Below are 18,144 nucleotides of genomic sequence, written 5' to 3' on the forward strand. Positions count from 1 at the left end.
ACAGATCGTTTTTGAAGGGTGAAGGTGGTGCAGTTCCGTCCCACATGCGGAGCTTCACCATGGTCCGCCAGACCCGCCCGCCAAAAGCGCTTTAGCTGAGGTTTTTTTGTTGGTGCAGGACCGATCCGCCAGAAGGCGGACGAACAAGAGTAGTACTCGGCAGCAGTAAAAAAGAGCGGCCCCCCAAGGGCAGCTAAATACAGACTCGGCAAAGAAAAAGGCCCGATCTTTTGGAACGGGCCTTGAAATTCCTTGGCGTCTTAGCAGGACGACCGAGGCTGTCATGAGGCTTTTAGTTTACGCCCTTCATGACAGTCCTTCAACCGGGTCTGTATGTCATGAGGTAGCGAAATGTCGAATCACTCCCCCGCCGAAACGCTGGCCGTCGCCAGCACTTCGCAGAATACTGAGCAAGTTTCTGCGCAATTGATTGCGCCAGCCGCGCCATTCATCACTGGCCCATACGATCCGGCCAAGCATCCTAGCGGGCCGCGTATCCGACGAGCGAAAGACAGCACCAACACGCGCGCACTTGTCCCGCCACGCGATCACGAACCGTACGTAAGACTCTATGCCTCCAACGTGGACGCGCTGGGCTTGCTGGGGTCCGTGGTGTTCGACTACATCGCTGACTGGTATCAACCGAACGTCAAGACCGGCAAGGCAAAACTCAAGGCGCGCGATTGTCACGGCGGCTATTGGGTGGCCTGTTCGTACGACGACCTTAAAGAACACACCGGCCTGAAAAAGCGCGATGCTGAGCGGGGTATTGCTGACTGCGTGGAGGCCGGTGTATTCGAAACCACGGTCATGAAGTTCGACGGCAAACGCATGCTTCATATCAGGATCACCGCAGCCGGTGGACAACCGACATTGAAGGGTCCGCTTATCGTTGGCTCGACCGCTGGGCAGACACCAAAGCACACCGGTGTGCTTAAGAATGATTCTCAAGCACCTATGTGTGCTTTGCTAGGGGACCAAAGCACGCCGGTGTGCTTTCCATATACATCACCTATTTCTTCATCGCCTATTTTAGTCACATCCTTAGATTCTGCGGCGGCTTCGCCTGCCACCAAACCCGAGCCGGTTAATTCCCCAGAGCAAGCAGGGAAGGTCAACCCCAAAGTCAAAAGCGACACCCCAACTCCTGACGCCGTTGCAAGTGCCCCGAAATTTGATAACAGCCTGTTGAGCAATGGTAAGCGACCCCTGACGTTTGCCCGAGAGTGGCAACAACTCTTGAAGGAGCAAGGCAAGCTGGTTACGTTGACACGCATTGAAGGCAGACTTCTTTCTATCGCACGTAACAAGCTGTACGAGGCAGGAGTGGAGGGTGGCTTTACCCCGAGTGAGATTCTGCGGCTTGTGCTGGAGAAATGGGTCCACTTTGCTTGCCATGCGCGTGACGAAACACAGTCTGGCTTTGCGAAGCTGGAACCCGAGGTAGCGTATTTCACGAAATACCTGAGTTCGGCTATCAGCTTCAGGACAAAGAAGCTGACGGAGCAGGCGGCGGATGAAGCGCAAAAAGCCGCAATGATTATGGCCAATGCGGAAATCGAAGCATTGCAAGCCGCGAAGGCAGCAGAGCCACCGAAACCGAAAAAGAAAAGCAAAATTGCCCAACTCGTTGCCGATGAAGCCGCAGCGAAGGCCGCGCAGCAACCTGTACACCAGCCCGCACCCGCCGTTGGTCTGAGCTTCGAGGAAGCATTTGCGCTTGTAAATCAGGCCGCCACGCCCGCCGTTGATGCTTACCAAGAGGCTGATATGCCCGCGCCCGCCGAACCGGCTGCAGAGCCTGCTGTATGTCCGGCCATCGTCCACCAGGTGAAGGAGACGACACCACTGCACGTACTCGACGCTGACGAATACGAGGTGGGAGCGTGGCACGAACCGACGCCGGAACAGATTCGCGCATGGATGGCGACTGCCACCAAGCCCGCTCACGTCAATCCGAACAAGCTATACAACGTGAAATAGCCAATAGCGCTGGCGTACAGACTTTTGTCGGTCATGACAAAGGGGCATTGGTACGCGAGTAAGGGTAAGCAATGCGAACGGGTAACAGAGCGATTTTTTGATGACAGTCTGCGCAATTGATTGCAGGAGTCCTAATGCATATTAGACGATGTTTAGGATTGCGTTATAAACACCTTGCGTGACAGTGGCTCAAAAATGATACTGAGATTGTAGTCTCACCGTTCGATCAAGCCGACCATGCACACCGACGACGAAAGCCCGATGACTCTTTGGCCGCAAGCGACTATTGACGCGGTACTTGAAGATATCGCACGCGGTGCAAGTGTTGAGCGTGCATGTGCCCGTCCAGGTGCGCCGAGTCGTGCAACGCTGTTCCGGTGGATCGGTTCGAACGCAGACCTTGCAGAGAAATACGCGGACGCCGTGCGGGCACAAGTCCACTCCAGATATGTGAAATGAGCAAGCCATGTTGACCGTACCCGCCGTCATGCGACTTATGGAAGCCCAAGTCGAACAGGCGGGATTGGCCGCATGTCCGCTCGACGGAAAGATTTTTGCAAAGTTGAATCGTGCTGACGATACGGTTTTCTGGATCGTTGGTGGTCACAGAACCGCACGCCATGTAGTTGAGCGGCTCTTGTGTGAGCGCAACCAGCATTGAAGGAGCAGACATGCTGAACATAGCCGACACCATGAATTTAATGGAAGCCGAAGCTACCGAGGTGGGAATTGCCGCATGTCCGCTTAATGCGGAAATATATGCACGGAGGGAAATTGTCTGGATCAAGGCCGGTTCCAGAGTAGGACGTGACGAGGTTGAACAGGTGCTGCGCGAGGCATCCGGTTTTGCACCAGAAGTGCCGAACCCTTATCGGAGAGGAGATTGACATGGCTATTCGCAATCGCGCAGCTTGGGACATGTCCGCTGCGGAAATCGACCGCCGCGCCAAAGAGGTGAAAGTCGATAACTACTTTGCGCGCCAGCAACCGCAGCAGGTACGTGCAGATAGCGCCGCCGCAGCAGATAAAGCTATCCTCGACGCGCTGAGCAAAACCATGTCGCCCGACCAACTGCGCGACACCGTTCTGGCCTACAGCCGCGCTATCGAACGTGGTGAGAATTTTGATCTAGCCAGCTTTGTCCGTGCCGACGCCGTGAACGTGAGCCAGTCCGATGGTCTGCGTCAGATCGTCAATTACGACCAGATGGGCCGACCGCACAGCTACACGTACGAAAACACTACTGGGCGCAAATTGTGGCTCGACAAATACCGTGCACCTCTCATGGAGATGGTGCAATTGAACAAATATTGCATCCCGCAGGATCGGTTTCCAGAAGTCGAAGCACGCTGGAGAGCAGATCGTGAGAGGAAAAATCAGATTGCCCGCGATCTTGCAGCAGGTAAAGACGTGCGATTCACCGATTTTGAATCAGGGGAGCGCATGAAATGACCGCCCTACAAGACCCGAGAGTCACCGCGCAATTCGAAGCCGTCACGTCCGAATTCACCGCACCAATTCAGGCCGCTGGCCTGCCGACAACGGCTCTCAATCCGAGTTGGTACGACACGCCGCTCGACTATCGCCGTGCGATGGTTACGAAGTTGCAGAAAACCTTACCCCAAAACACACCCGCAAGCATTCGCGGCACGCTCTCGCCACAGGCAACCGCCGACATGGTGGGCACGACAGCGGAGCGCGTGAAGACCGCCGTCATGCAGGCCGCCAGTGCGGGGCCGACTCTGAGGGCGATGGTTCGACAAGATGCAACGGGCCGGGAAATCACGGAATTTGTGGGCGCTAAAAAAATGTGGATGCAGCAGTACACCGCGCCCGCCATGTTGATGAAACGAATTGGCGACGCCAAGTATTGATGGTGATCGACATGATAAAGCCGCTTACCAAGCAATGTGCAACGTGCAGGCATATCAAGCCGCTCGTTTCATTTGGTCGGTGTCGCAGTAGGGCAGATGGGTTTCAGCCGCAGTGTAAAGACTGCCGGTCAGAATTGATGGCAGCGTATTACGCGCGACACAAAGAAGTACTTCAGGCTAAAAGCCGCGAGTACGCCCGTAAGTACCAGAACCAGCGACGCGCAGAACGTAGGGCACAGCAGCAAGGGGAGCAGCAATCATGAGCGCCGGTCAGAAAATTGGTTCCCGCCGTGTCGGCTGGCTACAGCGCTCGCCGGTCAAGCCACGTCGCAGCGATCCGCCAGCGGGTTCGACGTGGGTAGAAAAATATTGCACCGAACAGCGACAGCGAGAAATCGAAGCGGGACCGAAGCGGAGAACGAAATGAACGCACCTATCGACACTGCACAGATCGGTATCTTGACGTCAATTTTTGTCGATATCGTTGGTGAGCGAATTCCCGCCTTATAACGTGCATGTAGTAGTTACCAGTCCCGCAGGCAGCAGCACGACCGTCACTGCCGGGGGGCTTGCACAGTAACTAGCCCCGCATAAAAGGCTTTAGTTGCGTTTTCATCCATATGTACTACTGATTGGAAATATCATGGCTAATTTCAACGGTTCGAATGTCGGCAGCGACACAGGCGGGGGCATTACAAACACAGGTTCAGATACGCGAGACCTCTACGCGCAAGGCACTGCCGCAGAACAGCATGCCCGCGCCCGACGCATGCTCAACAGCCCGCCACCGACAACAGGCGCAGGCCAGCGCGCGAGCGAGCAGCAGGTACGTGCAGCATGCGCGAAGGCCCGAGCAGCACGCTAACAGGGGAGAACATCATGGCCGTGGCAATCGTGAAGCCGAGAAGCGAGCAGCAACTATTAACGCTTGTCGTAAAGAGGGCCATTGTGAAACTCAATGCCGAGTACGCGGGGCCGACTGAGATTGTGGAACGGATAGCCGAGGAGTTCGGAATAAAGATTCCTTACTCACTGGTCTACCGATACAACCCGGATTTTGCAGCCGGATTGACTCTGAGTTCAGAGCTAAAGGACGAGTTTTATGCAGCCCGCCGAGCGTTCGCTGACGAACTGAATGCTGTTCCGGGATCGGTGCGGGCGACACGGATGGCACGGCTCGACAGCATCTATCACATGGCAATGAAGAAAGGCGATTTGAAGGCCGCGATTGCCGCAAACGAGGCACTACGGAAAGAAATGGACACGTTTGAATTCTTTAACGGTGGCGATGGAGGTGTTGAAACATGGCCCGCCAACTAGTTCCCAAAAAGGTTTTACGCGCGAAAGACCTCGAAGGCACCAGCTTGCTGGAATTGAATGTTTCTGGTGGGCTGACCGAAGGCGTTAGCGAACTACGCACCAAGCTGGAAACGCTTGTTCCGGAGATTGGATGCACGCGACGTGTGTACGTGCGGGGTGGTCTGCTAAATGAACTAGCAGGCGAACGCATGACCGCCGACGAACGAGCGGCCCATGACGCGGCAATGTACGGGGCAATTTTTGGCGCTACCGGAAAGTCTGCAATAGGAACAGGCAACACACCAGCCGAGGAGCAATCATGAACACCAACAACGGCACCAACAAAGACGATCCATGCGCGACCGCGCCGATGGCATCAGGCAACCAGAAGATAACCGACTTTTCCGCCGACAGCGCGAAGGCCAAAGCCGACACCGCGCGGGATCGTGATAGCCGCTCGCTGGTGCGAAATCTGCCGCTAGGGCCGATGAAACCAGCCAACGCCAAGTAGAGGTAAGCCGTGAAAACCGTTGAGGAGTTACTAACCGAAATGGAGACGCACGTGGCGCAGGCCGCGCCCGCGAGAGGCCACTATTTTCTCGTGTCGGGCGTCACCAGAATTGAAATCGAGCAGCACAAGGGCGTGACCCGCTGGCTAGTCAATAACCGCGTGTGTGACCGGGAATGTGCGGGCAGGGAACTTGAACACGCGAGAGCCTACAAATACCGGGTGTTCGTTGATTATCCGCCGAAGAAGGGATGATCTTGGATCAGCCGCCGACACAACCGCCGACACAACCGCAGCAGCTAAAGCGGTGCACGAAGTGCCACGAGAGCCGACCTATCGAGCAGTTCCACTGGAACGCAAAAACGAGAGATGGACGTACCCCATGGTGCAAGTCCTGTTGTGCGAAACAGCATCACGACCGGTGGAATATCGAAACACCGCTGACGCAGGCCAGAACAGACAAGCCACGCGAACCAACGCCGCCACCTTTGGTAGCTAAGTCACTCGCGCCACCACTATCAATCGTCAGTCACTTTCTGGCCGACGCGCCCGCACTCGCGCACGCGGTAGACCCTGAGCGCTACACGTGTCGGATGGTAATCGACGGGCATGAGGAGTAACGATGGAACGCCAACGCCTGCACGTGCTGACATGGCGTGATCGAATGAACGCCTATGAGTACACAGAAGCCCCCGCAGGATGCAGGCCGAAGAAACGCCCGAAGCACACCAGCGGTCTGAGCGGCAGCGGACTGACCCGCCACCAGTTAGGCGAAGCACTCAGGCTGGGCAAGATCGTGAGGCCGCTTGCAATCAATTGCGCAGCACGCGCGCCCGCACTCGCACGTCCCCTCTCACCATTCGACTGAGAAGCGCCGGAAACCCCTGAAAGCAGGCCAAATTGGCATTTTTTTTGGGCGGGGGCCGCGTCAGCGGCGAGAGAGATTTTGACTTATCGAATTAGACGTACCGAAGACGCTTACCCGCTATCAGGACGTACGAATCAGCACAAGGTCCAAACAGAACAGCACACCAGCCGGAAATCGTCCCCTAGGCAGTTCCCCCCAGCTTGCGCAACCAGCAAGGCCACCAGCGTGCACATACTCAGGCAGTTCCGCACACCCATGGTAGTTGTTTGTCCAGAATAACCAACCTTTCCCGCGTGTGCGAGCGCAGATGAATCCTGTAGCTAGTAGGTGAGGAGACACCTTTGCTACATGGTCCACTTGTGCACATGGCTACATTGGCTCACAGGGGAAGCGCCTCCCTCGCCCGCGTGCGCGTGAAAAATATTAACCGGACGGTACAAAATTGGTTGAGTGCGCAACTACATGAAATCGCCAGCGAATCGCTGTTTATCACGTCACCCACGCCGATCCCAGCCAGCCGCTTTTTACACGTCATCCCACGTTTCAGGCGTGAGCAGCAGAATGCTCGACGGCCAGCGCAGGCGATGCAGGTTTTTGCGCAGCTACAGCCCGTTATTCGTCAAGGTCAGGATTTTCGAAGGTGGACGGGGCCTTGCGCTGTTCAGACCGATATGGGCTAAAACGACCGGTTAAGCCCATATCCGGTACTGCCTTTTAGCACAGGTCATTAAAATAGCCTTCTGAAGTTAAGCACATGGGCTATAATAGAAGAGCGTTTTAGCCCATATGGAGTAAGTCATGAGCCGCGTATTCGCCTACTGCCGGGTATCCACCGCCGACCAGCAGGCAGAGAACCAAGTACAGGAAATACGGGCCGCTGGGTTCGACGTACAGCCTCAACGGGTAATTAGCGAGAGCATTAGCGGGTCCATTGCTGCGGAGGCACGTCCGGGCTTTACCAAGCTGTTGGAACGTCTTGAAAGCGGCGACGTGCTGATTGTGACCAAACTCGACCGGCTGGGCCGCAACAGCATCGACGTACTGGAAACCGTGCAGGCGCTAGAAGCCGGTGGTGTGCGCGTCCACTGTCTGGCCTTGGGTGGCGTAGACCTCACCTCACCGGCTGGCAAGATGACCATGACCGTGCTGGCGGCAGTAGCCGAATTTGAGCGCGACCTGATTATTGAACGCACACAGGCCGGTCTACAGCGAGCCAAGGCAGAGGGTAAGAAACTGGGCCGTCCATCGGCACTGACAGATCAGCAGCAGACCGAGATACTGGGCAAACTGGCAGCAGGTAGTACTATCTACGCACTGGCAGCGGAATACGCGGTAGACCGCCGTAGTATCAGGCGTGTACGCGATAGCGCCAGCGCCGCCACCTGAGCCGTGCACCCGAAGGGCCACGCAATCAATTGCGTAGAGTTGTCCAAACAATCCGCAACAAACTAGATTAGAATCTTTTCACCGGCAGGCACTAGCCACGGACTGATGCGGACCTCAATCAAGTCATTGATTTTCATAGGTTTTCGCTGGTCTAGCCTGTTCGGAAACGAAAAGCTCCCGACTAAGTTCTGATACTTGGCGGGGGCTTTTCGCGTTTACACCTACCGCTTTTTGAGGTTCAGATGAAAAACTATGGGAGCAACGATGACTTTGTGTTCGTAGGGTTCGGCATGAGTCTTCGCATTCCGTCCCCATCTCAGAGGGTTCGAGATATCGCTGTGCTGGCACTTACGGCTACGGCGATAGCAATTATGGGTGCGTTAGCCTATAACCAGTTGTCTGGTCCGGACAACAGCGATTGAGCGGCGATTGCGCATGGTTACCGACGACCCCGACGAGCGAGCTAGGGCGGCGCAGTAGAATGCCGACGATCAACCATCGACAGGGGAGCGCGGCATGAGCGCCAAGGAATTCAGGAACGACGATAAGCGCTATCTCGCTTGGATCGACCAGCACCCGCGCGGATTCGTGTTGAACCGCCGCAGTGCCGGGAATTCAGCGTCGTACATGGTGCTGCACAGCTCGACCTGTCGCACGGTCAGCCAGCTATCTGGCAACGGCAGTGAAGGCGGATTCACTGGGCGTGCGTACATCAAGGTGTGCGCGCCGGACAGGCAGGCACTGGCAGACTACGTGCGTGCTAACGGAAGGCCGGATGGATCATTTTCGAAAGAATGCTCGTTCTGCAAACCAAGCGCCGCCATCTGATCGCTGCGCAATCAATTGCGCAGGCCTCCCTCGTGGCAAGACCTGACCGTCTGCCGTTATGATTGCGGTAACAACTACCAGAGGTAGGCCATGACAAAAACGGGAACGCTTACGCCCGCCCAGATGCGCGCAGCAATATCCCGTCTTAAACTCAGGCTTGATGACTTGGCAAACTTCCCCGCCACAGCTATTTACAGTGTGACTGACCCACGTATCACGGCATTAGAAGCGAAGCTGCACGATACGCTTACCGAAATCTTTGGCCATAGCGGCAACAACTGGGAAAGATTCAGACCACAGGCTCTTGTGCCTGCTGTAATGGTATTGGGTCGGGAGCGTCCGTCGAGTACCAAACTGCATGATGCCCTTCATAACGGCGTGTATCGTGAGCAAACCAACCTGACGACGATCATCGAATTGTTTGAGGAAAAGCTCGCCCATGTGCAGGCCGATCCGGCAGATCGTGCCCGCCGCGCATTTGGTGACCTCGATTTACATCCGGATATCGCGCAGGAATGCACCAAGCTTTTTGAAGACGGTCACTATTCGCAGGCGGTCGAGACTGCATGCAAGGTGCTGGATATGCTGGTGCAGCGGCGAAGCATGAAGAACGACTTGACCGGCACGCCGTTAATGCGCTCAGTGTTCAGTCCCAAGACCCCGATGCTCAAATTCAACGATCAACAGAATGATTCAGAGAAAAGTGAGCAGGAAGGCATGATGCATTTGTTCGAAGGGGCGATGCTGGCGCTTCGCAACCCGCGCGCCCACGGAATCACGCAGGATCACCCGGAGCGCGCCGTGGAGTATCTGAGTTTTCTGAGCATGCTGGCACGTTCGCTCGACCGCACCGAACGCGTTTAACGCGCGTGTTCGTCCTGCCGCGTCCGTGGTCGCCGGTACGTGTGCCTTGACAGCGATACCCGCGCCGTGGAATATCCCCAGCAATCCGGGGGCAAAATGAATGAAAAACTGGGGGTTACAACGGCGGTCAGTTTGTTCGGGCTGGTTGTTGCTACGATCTACCTCATAAGCTACTGGGGATCGTTCGACATTGATATTTTCCAATACGCTGGTTTAACCGATTTTGTGAAGCTGGCAATTTACCCGCTCGGTCTGGCGTTGCTTGGACTTGTTATGGGTGTGGCTGTAACCACAATTTCCTTTCCATTCGAGAAGTTAACCCGCGCGACAGCCTCGATAAAGATCGAATCTCTACCGGTAGCGTTAAGAATTGTTGCAGTGATCGGCTTGCTTGTGGCGCTGGCAATTAATGTACTCGCACACGGTCAGTGGAAATGGTTTGCCACTGTCATGATTTTTTCACCCGCTGCTAGTTATGTATGTTTTCATGAGAAAATTAAAGAACGGATTCCCAGTCTGGCAACACGTTTCCACTTCGTGCTCTTGTGCGTGTTGATTCCATTATTTGCTGCGATGGTGGGTTCATCGCGGGCGCAAAACTTAAAAGACGGTAATGCTCACGTTATTGTTGATAACACTGGGGTGGCAGCGGGATTAAAGGCCACTCCCGAGCATCCCCTTATGTTTATCGGTTTTGTTAGCGATACGTTCGTAATTTACGAGACGCAGACCCGTAGTGTCGTGCTGATAAAACAATCCGATACCCTGCCGTTTGTGTTGAAACCAAACACCCGGAGCAAGGATGACATACGCTCCGCGCTCAGAAATATATTTTCCTGACTACCTTGCGCGCCGGTCTGCTACACACCCAGCACACCAGCCAATAACTACATGGCAGCAGCGCCAGCCGACGACGAGCAGGTAAGTGCTGTTCATGACTCACCCGCTGCGCGTGCGTACGGCCTGATAGTGCTGGTGAGCCAGAAGGGCATACGTCCATCCCGACCATCGGCGGCTGGGTAGCGCCCGCTTTTGATGCCATCAAAGAACGTGCTTTTTCCGACCTTCAGCACCCGTAGCACGTCACTGACCCTGAGTCGTTCATCACTATCCAGATTGATGACTCGCGCTCTTGCTGCTTTTGCGTAACCGTCCATCAGTACACCTGTATCGCATGTCCGACTCCATTCGGTGGTTAGGGAGAGGGCACGCCCCGAAGGGCGCGCGTAGCTGCACACACGCAGTGGCCTTGCGCACTTGATTGCGCGGTCATTCGCCTGCTGGCGCGAGCAGTTCATCGGGGAACAACTCCCCAAACAACTCACGTACTGTGTCAGCGCCAGCCGACTTCATAAGCTGTTTCAGCAATAAATGCTTGTCGTCGGATTCAGCGTGTTGATCGTCTTGTGCGGGCTGTTCGTCGTCAGTGCTTTCGGTTTCCACATCTTCATCAGCACCGCCGCCAGCTGGTTCAGATACCGGAGTGCTGGTATTGAATGACGAGGGTTGTACGAGACTCAGAGCCGCTGTCTGTGAATTGGGCTGTTCTGGTACGAACTTGAGTTCGTTATCGAGCGCGCGGACGGTCATGGCCTTACCTGCCGCTTTGGCAACCCAATCCGCTGCATTTTCTGCCGTGAGTTTTTGGGCGTTCACCAGCAGACGCAGCTTGGTCCATCCCAGCAGTTTTACCGTCGCCCACGAAATCTTCTTGTCTGTGAGGTATCGGTATGTCCGCATCAGGTGTTGCGCCTGACGAACGTCGAAACCGCAGGTTACGCGCACGAATTCAGGAAACGACTCGAAGTCGCCATACCAACCCATGTTACTCATGGCTTCCAGTACGCCGCCGAGGCAGAAGTCCAACTTCCCGCCATGCTCCACCATCGCGCTGACGAGCGTCAGAGCCGACGATTCATCAAGCGCCGCAATCTTCGCAGCTATATCACCAAGGGGGTTATCTGAATTGAAAGCATTCAGCAGTTTGCAGGTGGAAAGCGTTGCGCTTTCACTGGATTCAATTTGAAGAACGTCCGTCATGATCAACTCCATTTGATCTTGGAGACGCAGACGTGACTGCGCCGCCGTTGAGTAAACCGGCGGCAACCAATTTCAGGGGGATATGGGCGCGCCGGAACAATCGTTACGCCGTCCTTTTCAGACAGCAAACAATGGTTCCGTCACGCGTGAGTCTGCTCACAGGCATGGCGGTCCTACGGCTCTAACATACATACTTCGCGACTACACGAACCTGCTTCTGCCCGCTATGCGGGTCAGGTAACCGCGTATAGGCCACCGTAGGCCAATGGGGGCTCAGGCCCCGTGAATTCCAATATACTCCGACTAACTCCAGAGTCAAGCCGATGGGGTGGTTTGGTCTACAAACGTAGATTTGTGTAACAGCGAATCCAGATCGTTGGCCCACCAGTACATCATATCGGTGCGCTGTGGCAAATACAGCGCGCGGTTATACGCCGCCGCAACCTCATTCGTAGGCACATGTGCCAGTTGACGCTCGATCCAGTCCGGCTGGAACCTGTTCGATTCGTGCAGCGCGGTAGACGCGACAGCACGGAACCCGTGACCGGTCATCTTGCCTCTGTAGCCGAGGCGGTAGAGCGCGAACAGCATCGTGTTATTGCTGATTGGTCTGCTAGGAGTACGACCGGGCAGCACATACGGACTGTCACCCGCCAGTATCTTTAACTCGTTCAGCACGGTCACCGACTGCGGGGCCAGCGGCACCATGTGCGCCTTGCCGCCCTTCATCCTCGACGCGGGGATAGACCACATCGGGCCGCACTCGCCGGATGGCAGATCGAGCGGTGCGTCAAGATCGAATTCATCCCACGTCGCGCCAATCAGTTCGCTGGTGCGGACAAACGTCAGCGCGAGCAGTTGCAGACCGAGCCGGGTCTGCGTCTCACCGTTGATGGGTGGCTTGTCGTACGCGCTGATATCACGCAGTAGCTGCGGCAGTTGTTTGGCCTTGACTGCGTGCTGATTGTTCTTCACGTGAGGCGTGAGCGCCCCGCGCAGGTCTGTGGTGTGGTCACGCTTGCCCCTGCCGGTGGCGACGCCATAGCGCAGCACCTGGCCGACTACACCCATGACACGGTGCGCCAGATCAGTTGCGCCGCGATGCTCGATCTTGCGGATAGCCGCGAGTATTTCAGGTGCGTCAAGATCGGCTATCGGACGCGCGCCGAGCGTCGGATATATGTTGGTTTGCAAACGCCGTTTCACATCGAGTGCATGCGACGCCGCCCACGTATGGACCTGTTTGTCGTACCACTCGTTGGCGACAGCTTCGAAGGTGTTGACGGCGGATAACTTCGCCGCGACTTCATCGGCTTTGCGCTTTGCCGATGGGTCTACGCCGTCACTAAGCTGTTTAAGGATCGCCTGCCGTTTCTTGCGCGCGTTCGCCAGCGTCTCTTTGGGGTACACGCCGAGAGACAGCGATTTTTCCTTGCCGGTCCAGAAGTACCGCATACGCCAATATTTGCGACCATCGGCATAGACCCATAGGTATAGGCCGTCGCCGTCAGGCAGCTTGCGTATGGCCTTGCCCTCGCTGGTAGCGCTCTTGCACTGGGCATCGGAAAGGAGGTTGGTAGCGGCCATTGTGGTAACTCCTAGGCGCGTTCTGAGTTACCCCGGAAGTTACCACGGCAGTTACCCGGATTCCATTGGAGTAGACCGGAGTCAGATGGAGTCTTGACATCCCTGATACTCACGTCTGGCGGGGATTTTGCCGCTTGAAACCCTTGCTGGATAAGGGTTGGGTGGCGGAGGCGGTGAGATTCGAACTCACGGAAGGATCACTCCTTCGCCGGTTTTCAAGACCGGTGCCTTAAACCGCTCGGCCACACCTCCAAGCCCTAAATTGTAACCTGAAAAATCCTTGTTGCGGCGCTTAGCGGGGCTGCAATTACTGCGGATCTTTCAGAAACAGCGCCTGCAGATCATTCAGGAAGGCTTGGCCAAGCGGCGTCGGCGCGATCTTTTCATGGTCGCGCGTAATCAGCTTGCGCCGTTCCGCCTCCTGCAAAGCCGGTTCGATCGAGGTCATCGACAGCCCCGTGCGCTCGATGAAGCGATGCACCGGAAATCCTTCCACCAGCCGCAGCGCGTTCAGCATGAACTCGAACGGCAGATCGCGCGTCCCGACCTCATTCTCTTCCTGCACAGCCGTACCAGCCAACGCCTGCTCGATGAAGGTGGTGGGGTGCTTGTAGCGCACCTGACGCAGCACCCGGTTCGGAAACGACAGCTTGGTATGCGCGCCCGCGCCGATGCCGAGGTAGTCGCCGAAGCGCCAGTAATTCAGATTGTGCTTGCTCTGCCGATGCGGCTGCGCATACGCGGATACCTCGTAGCGTTCGTAACCGGCGGCCGTCGTGCGCTCGTGAATCCAGTCCTGCATATCGGCGGATGCATCGTCGTCGGGAAGCGCGGGCGGGAATTTCGCAAACAGCGTATTCGGTTCGAGCGTGAGGTGATACAGCGATAAATGCGGCGGTGCGAACGACAACGCCGTCTCCACATCAGCCTGGCATTCCGCGAGCGTCTGCTGCGGCAGCGCGAACATCAGATCGAGGTTGAAGTTGTCGAAGGTGCTTGCGGCCACTTCGACCGCGTGGCGTGCCTGCGTCGCGTCGTGAATCCGGCCGAGCGCCTTCAGATGCGCTTCATTGAAACTCTGGATGCCCACCGACAGGCGATTCACGCCGCTCGCGCGAAACTGCGCGAACTTGGCGGCTTCGAAAGTGCCTGGGTTCGCTTCGAGCGTGATTTCCGCATCGGCGTCGAGCGGCAGCAGCGCGCGCACGTCGGACAGCATGCGGTCGAGCCCGGCCGCCGACAGCAAGCTGGGCGTACCGCCGCCGATGAACACCGTATGCACCTGGCGCCCCCACACGAGCGGCAGCGCCATCTCGAGATCGGCGCGCAGCGCGTCGAGATATTCGGTTTCCGGGAACGTGTCGCCTTTCCATTCGTGCGAGTTGAAATCGCAGTACGGACATTTGCGCACGCACCACGGAAAGTGCACGTACAACGCCAAGGGCGGCAACGACGTCAGGCGAATGCTGCCCGGTGACGTAAAGGCCTTGATGACGCCGTTGCCGATATCCGCAGGCGCCGGTTTGATCGGAATCACGCTTCCTCCGTCAAACGCGCGAGCAGATGGCGCAAGGCAATCGCGCGATGACTGCTGGCGTTCTTTACCGCTGGTTCGAGTTCCGCGGCGCTCGCGTTCAGCGACGGCAGGAAGAAGTACGGGTCATAACCGAAGCCATGCGCGCCGCGCGGCGCATCCAGCATTTCGCCATGCCAGCGGCCTTCGGCGATCAGCGGTTCGGGATCCTCCGCATGACGCACGAGCGCCAGCACGCAGTAGTAATACGCGCGACGATCGGTCTCACCCTGCAAGGCGGAAACGAGCTGCGCATTGTTCGCTGCATCGCTTTTCTCGCCGCCGGCGAGTTGCGCGTAGCGCGCCGAATAAACGCCGGGCGCACCACGCAGGGCGCGCACGCACAAGCCGGAATCGTCGGCGAGGGCGGGCAGGCCGGTGAGTTTCGCCGCGTGACGTGCCTTGGTCAGCGCATTTTCGACGAAAGTCGGATACGGCTCTTCCGCTTCCGGCACGTTCAACTCGCCTTGCGGAATCAGCTCGATGCCGGCCGCGCCGAGCAGCGCCGCGAACTCGCGCAGCTTGCCCGGGTTGTTCGAAGCCAGCACGACTTTCCTCAACGGCGAGTCAGACGCCACAGCACCGTTGGTTTGACGAACCTCACTCACTCTTTTGCTCCAACGCTGCTTTCTGCTTCGCGATCAGCGTGTTGATGCCGTCGCTCGCCAGATCGAGCAGCGAATTCATTTCGTCGCGCGAGAACGGCACGCCTTCGGCCGTGCCCTGAATTTCGACGAAGCCGCCCGCGCCCGTCATCACCACGTTCATGTCGGTGTCGCATTGCGAATCTTCGTCGTAGTCCAGATCCAGCACCGGCAGACCGTCGTACACGCCGACCGAAATCGCCGCGACGTAATCGGTGATCGGCGAGCTTTCGATGCGGCCCGTGGCCAGCAACTTCGCCACCGCGTCATGTGCGGCCACGAACGCGCCGGTGATGCTGGCCGTGCGCGTGCCGCCGTCAGCCTGGATCACGTCGCAATCGATATGCAGCGTGCGCGCGCCGAGCTTCTCGAGATCGAACACCGAGCGCAGCGCGCGGCCGATCAGACGCTGGATTTCCTGGGTGCGGCCGGTTTGCTTGCCGCGCGCGGCTTCGCGGTCGCTGCGGGTATGCGTGGCGCGCGGCAGCATGCCGTATTCGGCGGTCAGCCAGCCCTGGCCGCGGTCGCGCAGGAACGACGGCACGCTCTCGGCGATACTCGCCGTGCAGATGACCTTGGTGTCGCCGAACTCGATCAGCACCGAGCCCTCCGCATGCTTCGTGTAGTGGCGCGTAATGCGCACGTCGCGCAGCTGATTGGCCTGGCGGCCGCTGGGGCGTTGGGTGTTGTCGGTCATGTTGGGATCGGTCTGGAAGAAAGCAGGAGGGAAACCGCGATTTTACCGCCGATCGCGCCGGACGCGGCGCGGTCTGTCCGGTGCACGCTTCCTCGCATGTGCCGAGGCTTTGCGGGAGGCAGCACGTCGCCCGTGGCGGTGCTCGTGTTGCCCGGTTGCTGGCCGCCTACGAAGCGGCCTCGTCGGTAAAAATGGGATAATACGGTTTCTCCGCCCCGCGTCTCGTACACGCCGGGCGATTCGACTCTCCGGCCATCGTCAAACGCATGGCCACAATCGCGAGAAATACGATGATCTACAGCATGACTGGCTATGCGAGCGCCACGCGCGAACTCGTCCCGGCCTCGGGCACAGGCGGCGTGAGCGTATCGGTCGAACTGCGCACGGTGAACTCGCGCTTTCTCGATCTGAACTTCCGGATGCCGGAAGACGTGCGCGTCTGTGAACCGACGCTGCGCGAAATGCTGATGAACAAGCTCTCGCGCGGCAAGGTCGATATTCGTATCAACCTGCAACGCAGCGAACAGTCGGCTAACGCGGGTTCGGTCAATCGCGAGGCGCTGACCCAACTGGCGCTGCTCGAGCGCACGGTGTTGTCGACGTTCCCGGAAGCCGGGCGTCTGCGCACCGGTGAAATTCTGCGCTGGCCCGGCGTGCTGGCCGAGACGGGTGTGGCGCCGGACGTGCTGCGCGACGCCGTGCTCGCCTGCGGCAAGCAGGCGATTGTCGATCTGATCGACGTGCGCGCTCGCGAAGGCGCGCAACTGGCGGCGGTGCTGCTCGCCAATGTCACCGAGATGGAAGCGATCGTTACGAAGATCACGCCGCTCGTGCCGGAACTGATCGCGCGGCATCAGCAGAAGATCGTTGAACGTTTGCAGGAAGCGCTGGGTATCGCTGCGCCCGATACGGCGGCGACGATCGTTTCGCGCGAAGAAATCAACGAACGGATTCGCCAGGAAGTGACGATGTACGGCATCCGCATCGACATCGCCGAAGAACTGTCGCGCCTCACGGCTCACCTGAACGAAACGCGTCACGTGATCGAGAAGGGCGGCAAGGTCGGCAAGCGGCTCGACTTCATGATGCAGGAGCTGAATCGCGAAGCGAACACGCTCGGCTCGAAGGCGGCCGCGAAGGAACTGGCCGATTCGTCGATGACCCTGAAGCTGCTCATCGAACAGATGCGCGAGCAAGTACAGAATCTGGAGTAAGGCAGGAGCCCCGAGAACATGACCGACCACACACGCGAAACCAGCGCACCGCGCAACCCTTACGCCGGTGCTTATCCCGGCAACCTGTTCATGGTGGTCGCGCCTTCGGGCGCGGGCAAATCGACGCTCGTGAACGCACTGCTCGCCGGCGACGATGCGATCCGTCTGTCGATTTCGTACACGACGCGTCCGCCGCGTCCGAAGGAACAGGACGGGGAGCACTATCACTTCACGACCGTCGACGATTTCCTGACGCGTCACGCGGCCGGCGAGTTTCTGGAAAGCGCGGAAGTGCATGGCAACTACTACGCGACCTCGCGTGTGTGGATCGAAGAGCAGATGAAAAGCGGGCATGACGTGCTGCTCGAAATCGACTGGCAAGGCGCGCAACAGGTGAAGAAACAGTTTCACAACGCAGTCGAAATTTTCATCCTGCCGCCGTCTCTCGACGCACTCGAAGAGCGCTTGAAAAAGCGCGGCCAGGACGAGCCGAACGTGATCACGCGCCGTCTGCTCGCAGCCGGCAGCGAGATGGCGCACGCGGCCGAAGCGGAGTACGTCGTGATCAACGACAACTTCGATCGCGCGCTCGGCGAACTGCAGTGCCTCGTGGCCGCGACGCGTTCGCGCTTCGCCTCGCAATACGCGCGCCACACGCAGCTTTTCGTGCAGCTCGGCATTCATCTGCCACACGCGTGAACGCGGCGGCATGTCGAGCACATAAGGTAGAATAAGCAACATCAATTAACGCCCCCAGACCTGTCGCTTCGCGCCAGGCC

22 protein-coding genes and 1 tRNA gene are annotated in these 18,144 nt (G+C 57.7%); 17 read left to right on the plus strand and 6 right to left on the minus strand.

The window, feature by feature from the left end:
* Positions 1–351 precede the first annotated feature (351 nt).
* The 15 genes from PQQ95_RS16005 (at position 352) to PQQ95_RS16075 (ending at position 10,450) form a co-directional block, all read left to right on the plus strand.
* Complete coding sequence (locus PQQ95_RS16005) at positions 352–1,983, plus strand: hypothetical protein (protein WP_408438357.1); 1,632 nt, start codon at positions 352–354, stop codon at positions 1,981–1,983.
* A 261-nt stretch (positions 1,984–2,244) separates the two neighbouring features.
* A complete protein-coding gene (locus PQQ95_RS16010; RefSeq protein ID WP_408438456.1) occupies positions 2,245–2,442 on the plus strand; it encodes a terminase small subunit-like protein in 198 nt (65 codons plus the stop codon).
* A gap of 7 nt (positions 2,443–2,449) precedes the next feature.
* Positions 2,450–2,644 carry a hypothetical protein gene (locus tag PQQ95_RS16015; protein WP_408438358.1) on the plus strand — a complete coding sequence of 65 codons (195 nt, stop codon included), beginning with the start codon at positions 2,450–2,452 and terminating at the stop codon, positions 2,642–2,644.
* A gap of 10 nt (positions 2,645–2,654) precedes the next feature.
* Positions 2,655–2,870, plus strand: coding sequence for a hypothetical protein (locus tag PQQ95_RS16020; protein ID WP_408438359.1), 216 nt, complete (start codon positions 2,655–2,657; stop codon positions 2,868–2,870).
* A gap of 1 nt (position 2,871) precedes the next feature.
* On the plus strand, positions 2,872–3,435 hold the full coding sequence (locus PQQ95_RS16025; RefSeq protein ID WP_408438360.1) for a hypothetical protein: 564 nt from the start codon (positions 2,872–2,874) through the stop codon (positions 3,433–3,435).
* Entirely contained in the window at positions 3,432–3,857 is a 426-nt protein-coding gene (locus PQQ95_RS16030) for a hypothetical protein (RefSeq protein WP_408438361.1), read from the plus strand. The genes PQQ95_RS16025 and PQQ95_RS16030 overlap by 4 nt, the downstream gene beginning before the upstream one ends.
* Positions 3,858–4,736: 879 nt before the next feature.
* Positions 4,737–5,177 (plus strand): DUF2280 domain-containing protein, encoded by a 441-nt coding sequence (locus tag PQQ95_RS16035; RefSeq protein ID WP_408438362.1) that lies wholly within the window; start codon positions 4,737–4,739, stop codon positions 5,175–5,177.
* Positions 5,162–5,479 (plus strand): hypothetical protein, encoded by a 318-nt coding sequence (locus tag PQQ95_RS16040; RefSeq protein WP_408438363.1) that lies wholly within the window; start codon positions 5,162–5,164, stop codon positions 5,477–5,479. The genes PQQ95_RS16035 and PQQ95_RS16040 overlap by 16 nt, the downstream gene beginning before the upstream one ends.
* The gene (locus PQQ95_RS16045) at positions 5,476–5,667 is read left to right on the plus strand and encodes a hypothetical protein (protein WP_408438364.1); all 192 of its coding nucleotides are present in this window, start codon (positions 5,476–5,478) and stop codon (positions 5,665–5,667) included. Before PQQ95_RS16040 ends, PQQ95_RS16045 begins: the two co-directional genes overlap by 4 nt.
* Before the next feature lie 9 nt (positions 5,668–5,676).
* Entirely contained in the window at positions 5,677–5,919 is a 243-nt protein-coding gene (locus PQQ95_RS16050) for a hypothetical protein (protein ID WP_408438365.1), read from the plus strand.
* A gap of 367 nt (positions 5,920–6,286) precedes the next feature.
* Positions 6,287–6,532, plus strand: coding sequence for a hypothetical protein (locus PQQ95_RS16055; protein WP_408438366.1), 246 nt, complete (start codon positions 6,287–6,289; stop codon positions 6,530–6,532).
* Between the two features lie 798 nt (positions 6,533–7,330).
* Complete coding sequence (locus tag PQQ95_RS16060; RefSeq protein WP_408438367.1) at positions 7,331–7,918, plus strand: recombinase family protein; 588 nt, start codon at positions 7,331–7,333, stop codon at positions 7,916–7,918.
* A gap of 516 nt (positions 7,919–8,434) precedes the next feature.
* Complete coding sequence (locus tag PQQ95_RS16065) at positions 8,435–8,746, plus strand: hypothetical protein (protein WP_408438368.1); 312 nt, start codon at positions 8,435–8,437, stop codon at positions 8,744–8,746.
* A gap of 90 nt (positions 8,747–8,836) precedes the next feature.
* Positions 8,837–9,610 carry a TIGR02391 family protein gene (locus tag PQQ95_RS16070; protein ID WP_408438369.1) on the plus strand — a complete coding sequence of 258 codons (774 nt, stop codon included), beginning with the start codon at positions 8,837–8,839 and terminating at the stop codon, positions 9,608–9,610.
* A 96-nt stretch (positions 9,611–9,706) separates the two neighbouring features.
* On the plus strand, positions 9,707–10,450 hold the full coding sequence (locus tag PQQ95_RS16075) for a hypothetical protein (RefSeq protein ID WP_408438370.1): 744 nt from the start codon (positions 9,707–9,709) through the stop codon (positions 10,448–10,450).
* A gap of 429 nt (positions 10,451–10,879) precedes the next feature.
* On the opposite strand, the gene PQQ95_RS16080 is transcribed toward PQQ95_RS16075, so the two are convergent.
* The 6 genes from PQQ95_RS16080 to rph all read right to left on the minus strand — a co-directional run bounded on the left by PQQ95_RS16080 (position 10,880) and on the right by rph (position 16,151).
* Complete coding sequence (locus tag PQQ95_RS16080) at positions 10,880–11,650, minus strand: hypothetical protein (RefSeq protein ID WP_408438371.1); 771 nt, start codon at positions 11,648–11,650, stop codon at positions 10,880–10,882.
* Between the two features lie 315 nt (positions 11,651–11,965).
* On the minus strand, positions 11,966–13,237 hold the full coding sequence (locus tag PQQ95_RS16085) for a tyrosine-type recombinase/integrase (RefSeq protein ID WP_408438372.1): 1,272 nt from the start codon (positions 13,235–13,237) through the stop codon (positions 11,966–11,968).
* Positions 13,238–13,399: 162 nt separating this feature from the next.
* A tRNA-Ser gene (locus PQQ95_RS16090) sits at positions 13,400–13,489 on the minus strand.
* Positions 13,490–13,544: 55 nt separating this feature from the next.
* Complete coding sequence (gene hemW / locus PQQ95_RS16095; protein WP_408438373.1) at positions 13,545–14,774, minus strand: radical SAM family heme chaperone HemW; 1,230 nt, start codon at positions 14,772–14,774, stop codon at positions 13,545–13,547.
* The gene (rdgB, locus tag PQQ95_RS16100; protein ID WP_408438374.1) at positions 14,771–15,418 is read right to left on the minus strand and encodes an RdgB/HAM1 family non-canonical purine NTP pyrophosphatase; all 648 of its coding nucleotides are present in this window, start codon (positions 15,416–15,418) and stop codon (positions 14,771–14,773) included. The genes hemW and rdgB overlap by 4 nt, the downstream gene beginning before the upstream one ends.
* Entirely contained in the window at positions 15,411–16,151 is a 741-nt protein-coding gene (gene rph, locus PQQ95_RS16105; RefSeq protein WP_408438375.1) for a ribonuclease PH, read from the minus strand. The genes rdgB and rph overlap by 8 nt, the downstream gene beginning before the upstream one ends.
* Positions 16,152–16,441: 290 nt before the next feature.
* On the opposite strand from rph, the gene PQQ95_RS16110 reads away from it, so the two are divergent.
* Both PQQ95_RS16110 and gmk read left to right on the plus strand, forming a co-directional pair.
* The gene (locus PQQ95_RS16110; protein WP_408438376.1) at positions 16,442–17,365 is read left to right on the plus strand and encodes a YicC/YloC family endoribonuclease; all 924 of its coding nucleotides are present in this window, start codon (positions 16,442–16,444) and stop codon (positions 17,363–17,365) included.
* 18 nt (positions 17,366–17,383) lie between these two features.
* On the plus strand, positions 17,384–18,064 hold the full coding sequence (gmk, locus tag PQQ95_RS16115) for a guanylate kinase (RefSeq protein WP_408438377.1): 681 nt from the start codon (positions 17,384–17,386) through the stop codon (positions 18,062–18,064).
* Positions 18,065–18,144: the final 80 nt, after the last annotated feature.

The sequence above is a fragment of the Paraburkholderia caffeinilytica genome (genome assembly GCF_046030355.1).
Lineage (GTDB): Bacteria > Pseudomonadota > Gammaproteobacteria > Burkholderiales > Burkholderiaceae > Paraburkholderia > Paraburkholderia caffeinilytica_B.